The organism is Pseudorhodobacter sp., assembly GCF_030452865.1.
Classification (GTDB): domain Bacteria; phylum Pseudomonadota; class Alphaproteobacteria; order Rhodobacterales; family Rhodobacteraceae; genus Pseudorhodobacter.
The window spans coordinates 1-16,071 of sequence record NZ_JAKDLJ010000034.1 but is presented as its reverse complement, the minus strand read 5'-3'; the positions used below and the strand labels follow the sequence as shown (position 1 = coordinate 16,071).

The window sequence follows — 16,071 nt, the reverse complement described above, 5'->3', positions numbered from 1 at the left end:
GCGCCATTCGCATCATTCCGTCACGCCACAATTTGTGCCGCAGATCAGATGTGGCGGCCGCAAGGGCGGGCTTTGCAGCATGGTCAATCACAATCGGCAAATCAGGGTTGCCGTTGGCAAAGCGGTGCAAGGCCTGCAAATGTTGTGGCAACACCAGCGCATCGAAGGTCAATTTGTGTTCCGTCAGTGCGGCAATCGCATCGGGCCGGGGTTGCGTTGTGATCCAGTCCACATCTGCGATGTCCTGAAGCATCGGGCGCACACCTTTGAAACGTGGGTGCGCCGCCAGTTCCGACAACGTGTGAGCGGCATCCTCACGACCAAGATCAACCCAACCGACCACTGCGGCAATATCGTCATGCCGCGCAGCAAGGCCGAGCAGGAAAACGGTTTCGTCAACAGTCGGCGCGGCCTGCACCAGAACGCGCTGGCAATGTTCGGTGCTCCCATCAGCAGCCAAAAGGTCCGCAAAACCGAAATCCCGTACGATTGGCTTCAGATCGGGATTCGTCGGATCAAGCCAGCCGTAATCGCCCCGAGACAGTGTCCACAGGTGGCAATGGGCATCGACCTGATACGGCATCAGATCGTGACCCCACCATCGACAAGAAACGCCTGCCCCGTCACGAAGCTGCTCGCATCCGACAGAAGGTAGGTGATCATCGGGGTCAGATCATCGACAGTTGCAAGCCGCCCCATTGGTTGGCGCGCAATAAAATCCTTTTCGGCCTGAACCGGATCGGCAGCACTGGCAATCCGACCGCGCAAAGATGGGGTATCAACCGTTCCTGGGCAAATCGCATTGCACCGTATGCCCTCTTTTACGAAATCCGCAGCAATAGATTTGGTCAGTCCGATGACGGCGGCTTTGGTGGTGCCGTAAACTGCGCGGTTTGGAAAACCTTTGATGGAAGACGCCATTGAGGCCATATTCAGGATCGGGGCCGATTTGGTCACTTTCGCCCGTGCAATCATGCCCGGCAGAAACGCCCGACACATGCGCAACATGGATGTGACGTTTACGTCGACATTCAAGGCCCAATCCTCATCCGACACATCCAGAATCGTGCCATTGTGAACAATACCGGCGCAGTTGAAAAGCCCGTCAATTGGGCCAACCTGCGCAGCAAGATCAATGATCGCCTTTGCGTCACGCACATCGAGGTGCTGCGTCATGATTTCGGGATGTGCCGCAGATAGCGAGGCCAGTGCCTCAACATTCACATCGGTTGCGATGACTTTTGCGCCCAGCGCTGCGCAGGCAATGGCGGTTGCACGACCCATGCCTTGGCCAGCCGCAGTGATCAGGATGGTTTTGTCTTGCATCGTCGATTCCCCCCAAAATCTTCTTGTTCATATGTAAATGAAGTGTTCATATGCAGTCAACTGTTTTCTATCGGCACTTGATTTCCTTGCAGATATCGACCAACTCATCCGACAGATTATGCGCGGGGATGGCGAAAAATGGATAAGACAGAACATCGCTACCGCGCCCCCGCGCTGGATAAGGGGCTTGATATTCTTGAACTGCTTGCGACCCATCCCGGCGGGTTGACGCGATCAGAAATCATGAAGGAAATGGGCAAAAGCCCGAGTGAGATTTACCGCATGTTGGAGCGCCTTGTCGCGCGCAACTATGTCAGCCGGTCATTGGAAGGGGATCGTTACGCGTTGACGATGAAACTTTTTCATCTTGCTGCCTCTTACCCGCCGCTCCGCCGCCTCGTGATGAACGCCCAGCCTTTGATGGATGAGTTTGCAAAAGCCTCCATGCAATCGGTCCATCTGGTTGTCCCGGATATGGGGCATGCCCATGTGGTGGCACAAGCCTCCAGCCGCTCCGCCTGGGAGTTTCGACTTCGGGTCGGGGCAATGCTGGACCTGCTGCATACAAGCTCCGGGCAAACCTTGCTGGCCTTTCAGGATGATGACAACGCGACCGAGATACTGAGGATGGCACCAGAAGGGGCCGGAGGCATCCCGGCCGAAATGGCGAAGGATTTTGTGGCGATCCGCAAAAACGGCTACCGCCTCAGCGCAAGTCAGCAACTCGTTGGTGTTACCGATATTTCGGTTCCTGTCCGGTCCGCCAACGGCGTTACCGTCGCTGTCCTGCCCTGCCCATACCTGCCACATGTTGAAACACCGACCGAGGGCGCGCCGACGATGGGCGTGCAAGCAGCGCTCAACCTGCTGCTGAAAGCAGCCGAGCGGATTTCAAAGATCTGACCTCACAACGCCTTTTCGGATGATGAAGTTTCCGTAAAGCCGCGTCTCTGTCGTTTTGACGACTGCAAAGGCATCCTTGGCCGCCGCGTAGAAAGCAAAGCGTTCTATCAGGGCAACATCAGCGCCTTCAGCCTTGAACACCGGTGCCGCCAGTTGCACGACTTCCGGTATTTCGGCGGGTTGGCCAACAATTTGCATTGCCAGAACCGGCGGTTCTTCGGGAGTGAAGGTATCAATCGGCAAAACTGTCAGGATGGCTTTTACGGCCAAAATTACGTCAACCCCCATGACCAAAGGGCTGTCGATCACCAGTCCTTGCGCAGTGGATGCGGCGGGGAAGTTGCTGTCAACAATCGCAATTGAGTCGCCATGCCCCATGGACGCCAGAACATGGAGCAGGTCCGGGTGCAAAATTGGGTGTATGCCTTTAAGCAAAACGAAACTCCTACGGTTCAGGTCATCAGTCGGATCGCGACGAACGTTATCGACTTGCCGCTAGACACTCAAGCCAGTGGTTTTCAGGCAAGCAGGAGCGAACGACAGGCCGCAAGCTCGGCTGCAACGCCCTGCATATGTCACGGGCTTACCTCCTCTGCCGCATTCCATCGCGCCAAAGCATCCAGCAACGCAACCGCCATCGCGGCTGCCAATGCGCCGATCAGTGTCAGCACGATACGGGTGAAAACCGCGTAACCGGGGTCTTGCGTCGACAGCGCGCCTGCGATCAGTGCCAGCGCCACCGAGAACGCATATTGATAGACCATGCTCGGCTGGGTGCCGTGCAGCATCCGGCTGCCACACCAGAGCCCGCCAAGGAAGATCAGCCCCAGCAGGATCGGCAGATGCGGTGACAGGGTGAACAGCCACAGGGTCACAAGCGCAACCGCGCTGCCATAAAACGTGGCGCGGATGCGTTGGAACGCTTCGAAGAATACGGCGTGACGGGTGGGAAACACCAGCACCATCGCGGCGATGATTGCCATCATCATGTCGGAAGGCTGCATGACAGCATAAAGCCAAAAGCTGAACACCAGCAACACCGTTGCCCGGATTGCGGCGCCAAGCGTCACATTCCCCGTCGCCGGCGTCGGGTCGTCGACATGCTGTTCAACGGTGCGCGCCGGAAACAGCAGATAGACCATCGGTCCGATGACCAGCGCCACCAAGGAAGCCTGCACAAAGCCGTCACGCATGGTTTCAACGGTGGCTGATCCGTTCATCCCCATGACCGACATCAGAACCACCATGACCACGATCAACATTCCCGCCTGCGCGCCGCTTTGCAAGATCATGCGAAAGCCCGCGAAATAGGCCAGCCACATCGCGCCGGTATAGACCAAGGGCATCGGGCGCAGCAATTCAACCAGCCAAGTCATCGCATAGGCCATGACAATCATCGCGATCGGCCCGGCGACGGCTTTCATCAGGTTGAACGCCTTGCGCTGCGCTGCAATCAGCCCCACCGGCAAGGCGGCGATAATCGGCGGCAACGCCGGGTCCAACAGCGGAATGGCCGCATAGGCCAGCGTGCCTATTGCCGCCAGCCGCAGTGCATAAAGCGGGTCGTCGTGCAGATCAGGGCGTGGCGTGACATACATACCCGCCCCCTAATGCAGAAAGCTGGTCCAGGACCGCAAACGCTGCAACCCGCGCGCGACCAGTGCAATCGGGTTGCCGGTGCCATCGGCAAAGACCACTGCATGCACCTTGCCGCCCACCCGCACCTGACGCGGCCAAGCCTCCATCCCGCCGGTCAGTTCCACCCGTACGGGTATGCGGCGCGCGGGCTCGAACCACCGGTTTGAGGGCTGGTTCACGATCAGGCCACCCTGCACTGACCGCCCCGGATTGATGCCCCAGGCGATGCTTTGCACCCGACCGTCAAAGATTTGCCCCGGCACCGCATCAAACAGCAAATGCACCGGGTCGCCTGCTGCAACATCCTGTAACTGATTTTCACGCAGGTCGATGGTAACCCAGGCCGCATCGGCATCAATGAAGGTCAGCGCCGGATTGCCCGCGCCGATGAACTGACCTGCCGACAGCGTGACATTGGTAACCACACCGTAATGCGGCGCGCGGATGGTGGTGGAGGCCAAATCATATTGCGCGCGCTCCAATTGCGCCTCTGCGGCCAGTATCGCCGGATTTTCCGCGCCATCCGGCCCAAGTTGGGCGCGGGCGGCGGCAAGATTTGCCTCGGCACTTTGCAGGCGAGCCTCGGCATCGCTCACCTTGGCGCGGGCCGCTTCACCTTGCGCTTTGGCGACGATCCCGCGTTCCTCCAATCGGGCGGTGCGGTCCGCGTCGCTGCGCACAGTATCTAGGCTGCTTCGCGCTTGGGTCACCGCCGCTTGTGCCGCAACCAGTGACGCGCTGGAGGCGTTGACGCCTTGTGTCGCTGTGGCAAGGCTCGCCTCTGCCTGCCGCTGCGCCAATTCGAACGGGCGCGCATCCAGCGTGAACAAGGCATCGCCAGCCTGCACCACGGCATCATCCTCGACCATCACCTCTGTCACCTCACCCGAAACACGCGGGGCAATCTGCGCGACATGGGCCGATACGATCCCGCGCGATGACGATGGGGCCATGCGATCCGACAGGGCATATAGCAAGGTCAGCGCAAGAAGCAGCACGACGACGCCGAGCGCGACGCGCTTGGCGGGGTTGCGCGGCGCGGCGTCGGGTTCGGGTTCAATATTGTGCAGGATCTCGGCATCCGGCGATGGATCTGCTTCGTTGTCGTCGGTCATGAAATGCCTCGTTTGTCCGGAATGCCTGATAGATGTATTTTCCGTGTTGGTTTCAACCTAACTCATAACCACAGGTTCAGTCACGGTCAAAGACCCCATGCACGAAGCGCATGACAGATAACCCGTTGCTGTCATTTACCCACACGCGCTCTACATTGTCGCGACCCGTATCTCTCTGATGTGCCATTCCAACATTGTTACCGAAAGCGGATGAAAAAAGATCAAATGATGTATGATGCTGCAAGTTTCCGCCTTGACGACCATGTTGCAGTCATTACCGGCGCAGGCATTGGCCGTGCCATCGCAGAAACATTCGCCGATGCTGGTGCTGCCATGATGGTCAGCAACGCGGGCGGAGGTGGCCCAAAACCGTTCGACATGCCGATGCAGGATTTTCGCCGCGCCTTTGATCTCAACCCATTTTCTCTGTTCCGTTTGGCGCAGATGGCTGCACCCGAAATGGAAAAGGCTGGCTGCGGTGCGATGTTGGCAATCACCTCGATGGCTGGCGAGAATAATAACAAGCGCATAGCCCCCTACGGTTCTTCCAAAGCGACGACCAATCACCTGATCCGCAACTTCGCAAGGTTTTTCGCGCGTTGACGGCTTTCGCCCGGCGATATATCGCTTGCAGCCAAATGGCCGCAACGACGGGTTTGACAACCACGGGTTCACAAATGACGATGCGACCCTATCTAGGGTATACCGCTGCGCTACGGGCGGCGGCCCTTCGTTTCAAGTGCATCCCCGGATGCGGCGCTTAGTTTGACGAGTGGAACAGATTTTTGCCTTAGCGGCACAGAGAGGGGAATTGAATCATGGCGTCTCGGATAAAGGGCCACCGGGTTGTCGCGATACTCGTTCTTGTTGTCGCAACTGCGTGGGTCGGCACCGGGGAATTTGCCGCTGTGGGGAGCAAGGCCGCCGGCGCGCAGAGTTCGGAATCGGAGGCGGCAAAGCCTGTTGAAGCGCCTGTGGTGAAACACACAGTTTCAGTGATCACGCCTACATTCAAAGAACATGCGCGGGAAATCCGCATTTCCGGCGTAACCGACCCGGACAAGAAAGCGCTGCTTGCGGCCCGCACAAGCGGTGTCATCGCGACATTGGATATCAAGAAAGGCGACGCGGTTGCGGCGGGAAGTGTCATCATGACGCTGGAGGGGCCGGACGTGGTCGCGGGGCTTGCGGTGGCGAAAGTGGCGTTGGATCAGCGGGAGCGTGAGTTGTCGAACGCTGAAACCCTGTTCAAGCGGGGCAATACGTCGGAAACCCAGTTGATTGCATCGCGTTCAGCCGAAGCTGCGGCAAAAGCGCAGGTGAGTCAGGCGCAAGCTGCGGTTGACCGACTGACCCTGATCGCGCCGTTCTCCGGGTTGGTGGATTCGATTGCGGTGGAACTGGGCGAATGGGTGCAGACCGGGATGCCGATTGCGACCGTTCTTGCGCTCGACCCGATCGTCGTGAACGCCGAGGTGAGCGAGACCGACGTGCGCGAATTGAAGACCGGCTCCAAAGCGCATGTGCATCTGGTCAACGGCGACAATATGGAGGGAACCGTGCGGTTCATTTCCGCTGCTGCGTCAGAGCAGACACGCACCTTTCCTGTTGAAATTGCGCTGCCCAATCCCGGCCGTGAAATCCCTGCCGGGATGACCACAAACGTCAGTCTTTTTGCCGCACCTGTGCGGTCGGTTACGGTTCCGAGGTCCGTGCTGACCCTGCTTGAAAGCGGCGTGATCGGCCTGCGGGTGGTCGGGCCGGATAATGTTGCAAAGTCAGTGCCGGTTGATCTGATCGACGATACGCCTGACGGCATGGTTCTGACGGGCGTGCCGGAGGGTGTTCGGATCGTCGTTGCCGGGCAGGATCTGGTGAAGGATGGCGAAACGGTAAACGTTGATGAGACAAGCCTGAGCAAAGCCGATCCGAAACCTGCGGCTGCTTTGACCGCTCCCCCCGGCGGTGTCACTGAATGAAAATCGTTGAAACTGCCATTGCCTATTATCGGCTGACGATCTCCGTTTTGATCTTTCTGATGTTGGCGGGAACGCTGGCCTATATTTCAATTCCAAAAGAAGCCGAGCCGGATGTGCAAATTCCGATCCTCTATGTCAGCATGACATATCAAGGGATTTCGCCGGAGGATTCTGAGCGGCTTTTGCTACGGCCCATGGAAACCTCACTGAAGAATATCACCGGAATCAAGAAGATGACGTCCACCGCCTATCAGGGTGGCGGTAACGTGCTGCTGGAGTTTCAGGCAGGTGTCGACCTCAAGAAAGCGTTGGATGACGTGCGCAGCAAGGTTGACAGCGCCCGCCCCGACCTGCCGCAGAACGCCGATGAGCCTGCGGTGCATGAGGTCAATATTTCAGAGTTTCCGGTGCTGGTTGTCACCTTGTCCGGGGCGGTGCCCGAACGTCTGCTGGCAAAGGCAGGCCGCGCCCTGCGCGACCGGATAGAGGAGGTTCCCGGCGTTCTTGAGGCCAACCTGCAAGGGGTGCGCGACGATCTGGTCGAGGTCGTGATCGACCCCGCCAAACTCGCGACCTATGGCTTGCGCCCCGACATGCTCATTGCCGGTGTGAATGCCAATAACCAGCTTGTCGCGGCGGGGGCAATGGAGGGGGCCGAGGGGCGCTATGCGATCAAGGTTCCATCGCTGATCGAAACACCCGAAGATGTGGCCAACCTGCCGATCGTTTCGACGGATACAGCCATCGTGCGCGCGCGTGATCTCGCGTCGGTGCGCGCCACTTACAAAGACCCCGAAACCATCACCCGGCTTGACGGTAAGCCTGCGGTTGCCATCGAGGTGTCCAAACGTATCGGGGCGAACCTGATCGAGACGGTTGACGAAGTGAAAGCCGTGACCGCAGAGTTTCAGAAATCCTTGCCCGAAGGCGCGGATGTTGCGTTCAGTCAGGATAAATCGACTTCGATCCGGCAGTTGCTGTCCGATTTGCAGAACAGCGTTCTGACGGCGGTTATTCTGGTCTTTATCGTCATTCTGTTTGCGCTGTCGGGGCGTGCTTCCATCCTGATCGGGCTCGCGATTCCGGCATCGTTTTTGATGGGCATATTGGTGCTGTCGATGGCGGGACTGACGGTCAACCTTGTGGTGCTGTTCAGCCTGATCCTGTCGGTCGGCATGTTGGTGGACGACGCGATCATCGTGACGGAATTTGCCGAGCGTCGGATGTCCGAGGGGATGGACAAACGCGAAGCCTTTGCGCTTGCCTCGCACCGGATGGCCGGGCCGGTAATTGCGGCAACAATGACACGGGTTGCGGCATTTTCGCCACTGCTGTTCTGGCCCGGCATTGTTGGCGAGTTCATGAAATACCTGCCGATCACGCTGATTGCCACGCTCTCGGCGTCAATGCTCTATGCGCTGGTGTTCACCCCAACCTTGGGGGCGCTGTTTGCGCGCCGCAGTGAAGTCGAGGAAAGCACCCACGAAGGGCTTTACATGCGGGTGGTGCGCCGTGCCATCAAACACCCTTTTATCGTGCTGCTGCTGGCCGTGGGCGCGCTGGTTGCGGTGCCGGTGGCTTACGGAAAATACGGCAACGGGGTGGAGTTTTTTCCAAATGTGGAGCCGGAATACGGCCTGCTTTATGTCCATGCGCGCGGCAATCTTTCGATTGACGAGAAGGACGCACTGGTGCGTCAGGCTGAAAAACGCATCCTTGGCTGGCCGGGGGTAAAGACGGTTTACACCCGCTCAGGCAAAGCTGGCGGGGCCGGGCAGAATGTGGCGGCAGATGTAATCGGCGTCATCCAGTACGAGTTTGTCGATTGGCGCGAACGCAAGGCGGCCAACGATATTCTGGCCGATCTGCGCGTGGCGATGCATGGCATTCCGGGGGTCGATATAGAAGTGTCGGTGCCAGAGGCAGGCCCGCCCACGGGCAAGGCGATTCAGATTCAGCTTTCTGCGGACAACCCGGCAGGGCTGAATGATGTGGCCCGAAATGTGGCTGCGGAGTTGCATAAAATGCCGGAAGTGATTGATATCGACAACGGCTTGCCACCGCCCGGCATTGACTGGGAGTTGAAGGTGGATCGTTCGGCTGCGGCGCGCTATGGGGTCTCGCCCGGCGCGGTAGGTGCGATGGTGCAACTGGTGACGAGCGGGTTGAAACTGTCGGATTATCGGCCTGCCGGTGCGGATGATGCTGTCGATATCGTTTTGCGTCTGCCACAGGATCAACGCACCATTTCGGCGCTGGATCAGCTGCGGATCGAAACGACGAGCGGCACTGTTCCGATCTCGAATTTCGTGACCCGCACCGCGGCACCGACCACCGGCACATTGACCCGGATTGATGCGAAACGCACCGTCATCGTTCAGGCCGGTATCCGCGAAGGGGTGCAGGCCGCACCGGTCCGCGCTGCAATCACCAAAGAGTTGCAGGCCGCGAACCTTGAGCAGTTCGGCGTACGTTGGAAACTCGCGGGTGAGGATGAGGAACAAGCCGAAGCCGGGGCGTTCCTCGGCAAAGCCTTTGGTGCAGCCCTCGCGCTGATATTTGCCGTGCTGCTGGCCCATTTCAACAGCTTCATTTCGCTGGGCCTCGTGCTCTCGGCAGTGGTGATGTCAACGATCGGCGTGTTTCTGGGCCTGCTGATCATGGGGCAACCGTTTGGCGTGGTGATGACCGGGATCGGGGTGATCGCGCTCGCGGGCATCGTGGTGAACAACAACATCGTGTTGATTGATACCTATGATGACCTGCGCCGTTCCGGCATGGACAAGGTGGAGGCCATCATTCAGACCTGCCACGAACGGGCGCGCCCTGTGGTACTGACAGCGTTGACGGCCATTCTGGGGGTGCTGCCGATTGCCTTTGGGTTGAACCTGGAGTTGCTGACCCATGAAACGACCTATGGCGCGCCATCGACGCAATGGTGGATTTCGCTGTCGAGCGCGATTGTGTTCGGTCTGGCCTTCGCCACGGTGTTGACGCTGATCGTGACGCCCTCGATGCTGATGGTGGTGACCCGCGACAACGAAAGCAAAGCAAGGAAACGCCGTGGTTGGTTTCGCCGTCGGAGGGATGAGCCGGTTCTGGAAAGCTGAGCCGCCGGGTGACACATCGTCGTAGGACCAACATGCCGTGCGGACAGCTATCGAGCAGGTTGTGTGTTTGATATCTGAAGCCCGATATTTTCGTCGGGAGAATAGACCGGTTTCAGGTTTAACGCAGCGTCGGCGGCGCTTCCGGCATGGCCCGCAGGTCTTCGACCCCCATCCGCAATCCACGTCCGATGCGATGGGCAAGGGTTGACCAGGCAAGTGCTGTTTCGGGCGGCAGCTCTGCGTCCAGGACCTCATCAAACAACGCCAGCCAATCGACAAACATCGGACCACGGACATTGCCCGCTTGCATATGTTTCATCATCGGGTTGCCGTCATAGCTGCGCTCCATCAGGATCGCATTGCGCCAAAAGCGGGCGATCTTCGCCTCATGTTCCGGCCAGTCAGTGACATGGGCTGCGAATATCGGCCCCAACACCGGATGCTGACGGATACGGGCGTAAAACCGCGCGACAACGCAGTCGATCTGGTCGGGCGAAATCGGGAAACGTGCGAGCATCATAGGAAAACCGTAAGGAATTTTTCGCACAGGCTCAAGCGCCAGACTGTCGCAGGCTATTGGCGCAATGTGCCGCCCAAAGCGGCATCAATCCAATGCGCAGCCTTGCAGCACATCGAGCGGAACCACCTCCAGCGTGCGTTGATGCGTTGCGGCCAGCACGATTTGCGGCGCGGCCCCTTCATCATGGGCCTGCATGAAACGGGCGGCGCAAAGGCACCAGCGGTCGCCGGGTTTCAACCCCGCAAAACCAAACTCCGGGCGCGGGGTGGAAAGATCATTGCCGAGATATTTCGACAGCGCCAGAAACTCTGCCGTCATCACCGCGCAAACAGTGTGGAGGCCGGTGTCGCCCGGTCCGGTATCGCAACAGCCATTCCGGAAATAGCCTGTCATCGGTGTGGTGGAACAGCCTTCAAGCACGCCGCCAAGGACGTTGATGGATGGCGCTTTCATGGGTTTCCCTTTTCATAGGCCGCAGCGATAGACCGGAACATCGCGATATTGCTTTCATAAGCGCCGGCGGTGCGGAACCCGCGGTCGGCGGAGTTTATCGCCACAACAACGCCTGCCGGACGGTTGACGTAAATATATTGACCATAGATGCCACGCGCGAGAAATTCGCCCTCACCGGCGTCTTCCGGCACCCACCATTGATAGCCGTATTGAATCGCCCCCGGAGCAGTAATCGCCTGCGGGCGGGTGGAGGCATCGACCCAATCGGCAGGTACGATCTGCTGGTTGCCGACACGGCCCATCTGTAGGAACAACTGCCCCATCCGCGCGTAATCACGGGTAATCATGTTCAACCCGCCAAGCACAAAGGGTTCATGCAACCCATCGGTGACATAATATGGCACTGCCTCCAACCCCAGCGGTTTGATCAGCTTATCCGACATCAGATCGACGATATCGCGCCCTGTTGCCCCCCGGATCACCATGCCGATGACATGGGTGTCGATGGAAACATACTGCCATTGCGTGCCCGGCGCGCATTCGCGTTCCGTCAAACCCTCGGCAAAGCTATCCATCGACTGCCCAAGCGCCAGAACGCGACCCATCTGGTTGATATCACTCCAGAAATCAAGGTAATCTTCGTTGAACTTCACGCCTGACTGCATGGTCAACACATCGCGGATTGTTGCGCCGTCATAGGCTGAACCGATCAGGTCGGGCACATATTTTGTTACCGGATCGTTGATGTCGTCAATCGCGCCTTCCTCCAGCACGATGCCAAACAGCGCCGAAAGAAAGCTTTTGGCAACCGACCATGAGATGCGTTTGTCCATCGCGCCGGTGCCAAGCCGGTAATCTTCGGCCACCAGCGCGCCATCTTTCAGCACGACAAATCCCGTGACGCTGCGCGCCTCTTTCCATGCTTCCAGCCCCGCAATATCGGGCAGTGCCGGGCCTTTTGGCAACGGCATGATGGGCGGCGCGATGGCAATCGGCTCACTCAGGAAGGCCTGGTCCATATGGCTGAAATTCTGCACAATCTGGTCGGGCTTGAACAATCCGAGGACGGCCTGCAAACGCCCGATTTCGGTGCGCTTCCAAAAGGCGAGGGCGGCGACGATCAGGAGCAGCAGAACAAGGAACTTCAGGAAACGGCGCATGGTGACCCCTTTGTTGCGTATGGCAAACCGATCATGGCAAGCGCGGCAATTCAAGCCCTGACCCGCTTTTGCGGCGAGGCAACGCGGCGTCAGGGCGGTGGGGCCATCCATTCGACCCATCGGCCATGGAAATCAACACGCCCCAGCTGGATCATCTGACCCCCCGGCCTAGCCGAAGCGTCAGCGCCGCCCCCGGTTCCGCCCCATCGGCTTCCATCGCCAGATGGGCCAACGGGGCGTCAACACTGGCAAGCTTGCCTGCGGCTTGCAGCAGCGCCTCGCCGCGCAGTTGGGTTGCCTTCGGGAAATATTGCCACGCAATGGTATGATAGATCAGATGCAACCGCCCCGGCATCACATCGTTCAATCGGGCTTCCAGCCAATCCACCGCATCGCCCTGTTCCACATGGATATCGGTGGCAAGCGCAATTGCGGCTTGGGTCAAGGCCAGACGATGGGCCTGATCGGCCCAGATATAGGAGCGAATGCGCACGGCGTCGCGTGTCACATCCAGCGGGTTCAGATCGACGGCACGGCGTTCCACCACTTGTGGCGGCGCGACCGGCGGGACGGAACCGCGCCACTCCGGGGTCAGCCGTACCGGGCTGTCCGCGGGGCCATAGCCGGGGCCGATTGCCAGGGCGTAACGATCCCAGTTCAAGTTCAGGCCCGCACTCGCGCCCAATTCCGACAGCGCCAAAGGCAGGCCAAAGCGCGCGGTCAACCAATGGCCCGCGGCGATCAGGGCGGCGGAGCGGCGCACTTCATTCGTTTGTGGCGCAGAGGAGAGCCAGTGCAGCAGCGGCTCGGGGTGACGGGCGATGGCCGCCAGCAACGTGGCGATCATTTGTGCATCGGAAAAGTGGTGGGGGTTCGCATAAAGCGCCTGAAGGTCGGGATCGGCGTGGTTGAGGGTCAGCGCATGCAAACCGCCCACCAGTCGCAACGCAACGGAATCTTTGCGGTACGATGGGTCACCGGGCCAGTGCAGGATGTGGTCGGCAACCGGATTGCCGAGGGCCAAGTGATCGGCCAAAAGGCGCAACAAATGAGCGGTGAAGGGTGAGCCGAGGCTTTCACAGGCATCGGCTTGTTCCCGAAAACAGTCACGCACGGGGTTGTTCATTTGAAGCGTTCCGAGAGTTTTTGCAGCAGACTGCGGGTATCTGGTGGCGGTGTGGAATCGGCGGTGGCTTGGGAAGATTTGGGCACCGGGATTGGTTTTGGTTCGGCTTGGGGTTGGGTTCGCAGCGCAACCGCGTTGGAAAACTTCGCACCCTCGCCGGACGCAAGATAGGCGCAACCGTCAGAAATCCCCCGGAGCAGGTCATCCAGCCATTCCTGATCCGCCTTGGCGAAATCGTGCAAGACATAGGCGGCCACCGCATCCTTGTGGCCGGGATGGCCGATGCCAAGCCGCACGCGACCATAGGCCTCCCCGACATGGCCATGGATTGACCGCAAACCGTTATGTCCGGCGTGCCCTCCACCTTGCTTCAGGCGCAGCTTGCCGGGGGCGAGATCAAGCTCATCATGGAAGACAATGACCTGCGCGGGTGTAATCCGGTGATAGGCCATCGCAGCCTGTACCGCTTCGCCCGACAGATTCATGAAGGTTTCGGGCTTGAGCAGCAACACCCGTTCGTCGCCCAGCCGCCCGTCCGCGACCAAACCTTTGAACGCTTTTTTCCAAGGGCCAAAGCCGTGATCAGCAGCGATCCGGTCAACCGCCATGAAGCCGATGTTATGCCGGTTGCCCGCATATTTTGCGCCGGGATTGCCCAAGCCCACAAACAGCCGCATCGTCTTTGCCTTTCTGCTTGCGCCGTGACACGGGCAACAGCACGCTTTAAGGTAGATATCGCCTATTGCCTTGCTTGCAAAGCCACCGCAAGGTTTGGCTTGGAATCACAAATCCCGGCGACAAACGCAAAACGCGGGGAAAGTGTCCCCGCGTTTCAATTCTTGCTACGGAACAAGATGATTACGCCTCGGCACCCTCTGCTGCCGCTTCGTCATCCCCGCCTTCGGTGTCGTCACCGGCCGAACGCAGGCTCGACGGGGCCGAAATATTGGCGATCACGAAGTTCCGCTCAACAGTCGGTTTTGCGCCGTCGGGAAGTTTGATATCGTTGATGTGGATAACATCGCCGACATTCAGCCCGGTCAAATCGACGGTAAGGTGGTCGGGAATGTTGGAGGCGTTCACTTCCAACTCGACCTCGTTGCGCACTGCAACCAGCGTACCGCCCTTTTTCAGACCAGGCGCTTGTTCATGGTTCTCGAAGGTGACGTGGATGAACAGGTTGATCCGGCTGTTGGCGCGCAGGCGCATCAGGTCCAGATGCAGGGGCGTATCCTTGACGACATGGCGCTGCACGTCGCGGCAGATAACGCGCACGTCCTTTTCGCCTTCAACCTTGAGGTTGAACAGCGTCGACAGGAAGCGGCCCGCCTTCAAGTGCTTGACGAGGTAGTTATATTTCATGTTGATGGCCATCGGCGCCTTGCCGTCACCATACACAACACCGGGCACCATTTGATCACGACGAGCTTGGCGGGCGGCCCCCTTGCCTGTCCCCGCGCGTACCTCGGCTACAAGATCCGGGATCTCTTTTGCCATTTTGATTCTCCATTTGTTAAGTCCGCCGCCCTCCAAGGGTGTGCGCCGCGACCGGGGGGCTATAGCGGGGAATCAGCGTCAGGGAAAGCCAATAGTTGGCGGCTGGCGTGGCTGGTTGGCGATTGTTTGCGGGCTTGTGCCGACGCGACACCTGTTCTAGGCGTCCGTTTGCTGAGGAGGAAGCCCACAAATGCCGACCAACAGTCTCTCCATCGCCCGCGCGCCGCTGTGTGCGTTTGCCGTGATGGGGATGATGTGGGGAACCTTCGCGGCGGTGCTGCCGGACCTGAAGACGATGCTGGGGGTGGATGAGGCAACACTGGGCCTGCTTTTGTTCCTGACGCCAGTTACGGCGGTGCTGGCAATGCTTGGCGCACCGGCTTTCGGAAGCGGCTTCGGGCGTCTCGCCCTGCCACTCGCAACCTTGCTTATGGCGGTCAGCTTTGCGCTTCCGGGCCAAACCGCATCGCTTTTGCTGTTTCCGCTGGCAATGCTGGCATGCGGTGCCGCAACCGGATTGACGGATGTGCTGATGAACGCGCGGGTCGCCGCACTGGAAAATGCGCATGCCCGGCCGCTGATGAACCTGTGCTATGCGATCTATTCGCTGGGCTATGCGTTGGGCGCACTGGTGACCGGCGCGCTGCGCGACAACGGTGCGGGGCCGGGGTTGATCATGGGGGCGATGGCGGCCCTGACGCTGGTGATGGCGCTGTTCACATGGGAACGCGACGGGCGGATTGACGGCCTTACCCGACCTGCGGACCGGGACGCGGCGGCGCTTGGCGTGTTGCCGCTGATCGGTGGCGCGATTGTTCTGGTGGCCTTCATGACCGAAAACGCGGCGGAAAGCTGGTCGGCGCTGCATATCGAAAAGACTTTGGGCGGAAGCCCGGCGCAAGGCGCACTCGGCCCAGCCACCCTGGCGCTGACCATGGCTGCGGCCCGCCTCGGCTACCTGGTGGCTCCTACCTGGGTGGTCGACGAGTTGGAGAAGGTGGTGCTGCCGTACCACCTCGATGCCCTGAAGCAGGCCGCCGGCCGCATCGCGCTCGACGGCCAAACGATGGCCGCCGCCGCCACCTTCGTGCCGGCGCCCCGGCGCGGCATCGGCCTGGTGGCGCAGGACGGCGCTCTGTTTCCGCACCTGACCATCGCCGACAATATCGGCTTCGGCATCGGCAGGCAGGAGCCGAACCGCGAGACGCGCATCGCCGAGCTTGCCTATACCGTCGGCCTCGACA

The 16,071-nt window shown here is 59.5% G+C and carries 16 protein-coding genes; 5 read left to right on the top strand and 11 right to left on the bottom strand.

Annotated elements, in window-relative coordinates; genetic code table 11:
* Window positions 1-583, bottom strand: a 583-nt coding sequence (locus L0H65_RS03915; RefSeq protein ID WP_301457526.1) for an amidohydrolase, incomplete at its 3' end; no start/stop codon positions are given.
* On the bottom strand, window positions 583-1,326 hold the full coding sequence (locus tag L0H65_RS03910; RefSeq protein WP_301457525.1) for an SDR family oxidoreductase: 744 nt from the start codon (window positions 1,324-1,326) through the stop codon (window positions 583-585). The genes L0H65_RS03910 and L0H65_RS03915, both read right to left, overlap by 1 nt.
* A gap of 138 nt (window positions 1,327-1,464) precedes the next feature.
* On the opposite strand from L0H65_RS03910, the gene L0H65_RS03905 reads away from it, so the two are divergent.
* Window positions 1,465-2,229 (top strand): IclR family transcriptional regulator, encoded by a 765-nt coding sequence (locus tag L0H65_RS03905; RefSeq protein ID WP_301457524.1) that lies wholly within the window; start codon window positions 1,465-1,467, stop codon window positions 2,227-2,229.
* Here the strand turns inward: L0H65_RS03905 and L0H65_RS03900 are convergent.
* The 3 genes from L0H65_RS03900 to L0H65_RS03890 all read right to left on the bottom strand — a co-directional run bounded on the left by L0H65_RS03900 (window position 2,218) and on the right by L0H65_RS03890 (window position 4,982).
* Window positions 2,218-2,664 carry an RbsD/FucU family protein gene (locus L0H65_RS03900; RefSeq protein WP_301457523.1) on the bottom strand — a complete coding sequence of 149 codons (447 nt, stop codon included), beginning with the start codon at window positions 2,662-2,664 and terminating at the stop codon, window positions 2,218-2,220. The two genes, L0H65_RS03905 and L0H65_RS03900, sit on opposite strands and share 12 nt — an antisense overlap.
* A gap of 140 nt (window positions 2,665-2,804) precedes the next feature.
* The gene (locus L0H65_RS03895; protein WP_301457522.1) at window positions 2,805-3,827 is read right to left on the bottom strand and encodes an FUSC family protein; all 1,023 of its coding nucleotides are present in this window, start codon (window positions 3,825-3,827) and stop codon (window positions 2,805-2,807) included.
* Window positions 3,828-3,836: 9 nt separating this feature from the next.
* The gene (locus L0H65_RS03890; protein WP_301457521.1) at window positions 3,837-4,982 is read right to left on the bottom strand and encodes an HlyD family secretion protein; all 1,146 of its coding nucleotides are present in this window, start codon (window positions 4,980-4,982) and stop codon (window positions 3,837-3,839) included.
* A 210-nt stretch (window positions 4,983-5,192) separates the two neighbouring features.
* Here L0H65_RS03890 and L0H65_RS03885 point away from each other — a divergent pair, with 210 nt between their 5' ends.
* The 3 genes from L0H65_RS03885 (at window position 5,193) to L0H65_RS03875 (ending at window position 10,071) form a co-directional block, all read left to right on the top strand.
* The gene (locus L0H65_RS03885) at window positions 5,193-5,585 is read left to right on the top strand and encodes an SDR family NAD(P)-dependent oxidoreductase (RefSeq protein WP_301457520.1); all 393 of its coding nucleotides are present in this window, start codon (window positions 5,193-5,195) and stop codon (window positions 5,583-5,585) included.
* Window positions 5,586-5,800: 215 nt separating this feature from the next.
* Window positions 5,801-6,961 carry an efflux RND transporter periplasmic adaptor subunit gene (locus tag L0H65_RS03880; RefSeq protein WP_301457519.1) on the top strand — a complete coding sequence of 387 codons (1,161 nt, stop codon included), beginning with the start codon at window positions 5,801-5,803 and terminating at the stop codon, window positions 6,959-6,961.
* Window positions 6,958-10,071, top strand: a complete 3,114-nt coding sequence (locus tag L0H65_RS03875) for an efflux RND transporter permease subunit (RefSeq protein WP_301457518.1) — start codon at window positions 6,958-6,960, stop codon at window positions 10,069-10,071. Before L0H65_RS03880 ends, L0H65_RS03875 begins: the two co-directional genes overlap by 4 nt.
* 118 nt (window positions 10,072-10,189) lie before the next feature.
* Here L0H65_RS03875 and L0H65_RS03870 read toward each other — a convergent pair whose 3' ends face one another.
* The 6 genes from L0H65_RS03870 to L0H65_RS03845 form a co-directional block, all read right to left on the bottom strand.
* Window positions 10,190-10,591, bottom strand: coding sequence for a group III truncated hemoglobin (locus L0H65_RS03870; RefSeq protein WP_301457517.1), 402 nt, complete (start codon window positions 10,589-10,591; stop codon window positions 10,190-10,192).
* An 84-nt stretch (window positions 10,592-10,675) separates the two neighbouring features.
* Complete coding sequence (locus L0H65_RS03865; protein ID WP_301457516.1) at window positions 10,676-11,044, bottom strand: DUF2237 family protein; 369 nt, start codon at window positions 11,042-11,044, stop codon at window positions 10,676-10,678.
* The gene (locus L0H65_RS03860; protein WP_301457515.1) at window positions 11,041-12,204 is read right to left on the bottom strand and encodes a serine hydrolase; all 1,164 of its coding nucleotides are present in this window, start codon (window positions 12,202-12,204) and stop codon (window positions 11,041-11,043) included. The genes L0H65_RS03865 and L0H65_RS03860 overlap by 4 nt, the downstream gene beginning before the upstream one ends.
* A gap of 151 nt (window positions 12,205-12,355) precedes the next feature.
* A complete protein-coding gene (locus tag L0H65_RS03855) occupies window positions 12,356-13,318 on the bottom strand; it encodes a DUF2332 domain-containing protein (RefSeq protein ID WP_367651973.1) in 963 nt (320 codons plus the stop codon).
* Between the two features lie 8 nt (window positions 13,319-13,326).
* Window positions 13,327-14,007 (bottom strand): aminoacyl-tRNA hydrolase, encoded by a 681-nt coding sequence (pth, locus tag L0H65_RS03850; RefSeq protein WP_301457514.1) that lies wholly within the window; start codon window positions 14,005-14,007, stop codon window positions 13,327-13,329.
* 181 nt (window positions 14,008-14,188) lie between these two features.
* Window positions 14,189-14,827, bottom strand: coding sequence for a 50S ribosomal protein L25/general stress protein Ctc (locus L0H65_RS03845; protein WP_301457513.1), 639 nt, complete (start codon window positions 14,825-14,827; stop codon window positions 14,189-14,191).
* Window positions 14,828-15,017: 190 nt separating this feature from the next.
* Here L0H65_RS03845 and L0H65_RS03840 point away from each other — a divergent pair.
* Window positions 15,018-16,071, top strand: a 1,054-nt coding sequence (locus L0H65_RS03840; protein ID WP_301457512.1) for an MFS transporter, incomplete at its 3' end; no start/stop codon positions are given.

Coding starts and splice junctions, on each gene's coding strand:
- L0H65_RS03910 (WP_301457525.1), bottom strand. CDS start 1,326: ATGCAAGACAAAACCATCCTGATCACTGCGGCTGGCCAAGGCATGGGT.
- L0H65_RS03905 (WP_301457524.1), top strand. CDS start 1,465: ATGGATAAGACAGAACATCGCTACCGCGCCCCCGCGCTGGATAAGGGG.
- L0H65_RS03895 (WP_301457522.1), bottom strand. CDS start 3,827: ATGTATGTCACGCCACGCCCTGATCTGCACGACGACCCGCTTTATGCA.
- L0H65_RS03890 (WP_301457521.1), bottom strand. CDS start 4,982: ATGACCGACGACAACGAAGCAGATCCATCGCCGGATGCCGAGATCCTG.
- L0H65_RS03885 (WP_301457520.1), top strand. CDS start 5,193: ATGAAAAAAGATCAAATGATGTATGATGCTGCAAGTTTCCGCCTTGAC.
- L0H65_RS03880 (WP_301457519.1), top strand. CDS start 5,801: ATGGCGTCTCGGATAAAGGGCCACCGGGTTGTCGCGATACTCGTTCTT.
- L0H65_RS03875 (WP_301457518.1), top strand. CDS start 6,958: ATGAAAATCGTTGAAACTGCCATTGCCTATTATCGGCTGACGATCTCC.
- L0H65_RS03870 (WP_301457517.1), bottom strand. CDS start 10,591: ATGATGCTCGCACGTTTCCCGATTTCGCCCGACCAGATCGACTGCGTT.
- L0H65_RS03865 (WP_301457516.1), bottom strand. CDS start 11,044: ATGAAAGCGCCATCCATCAACGTCCTTGGCGGCGTGCTTGAAGGCTGT.
- L0H65_RS03860 (WP_301457515.1), bottom strand. CDS start 12,204: ATGCGCCGTTTCCTGAAGTTCCTTGTTCTGCTGCTCCTGATCGTCGCC.
- pth (WP_301457514.1), bottom strand. CDS start 14,007: ATGCGGCTGTTTGTGGGCTTGGGCAATCCCGGCGCAAAATATGCGGGC.
- L0H65_RS03845 (WP_301457513.1), bottom strand. CDS start 14,827: ATGGCAAAAGAGATCCCGGATCTTGTAGCCGAGGTACGCGCGGGGACA.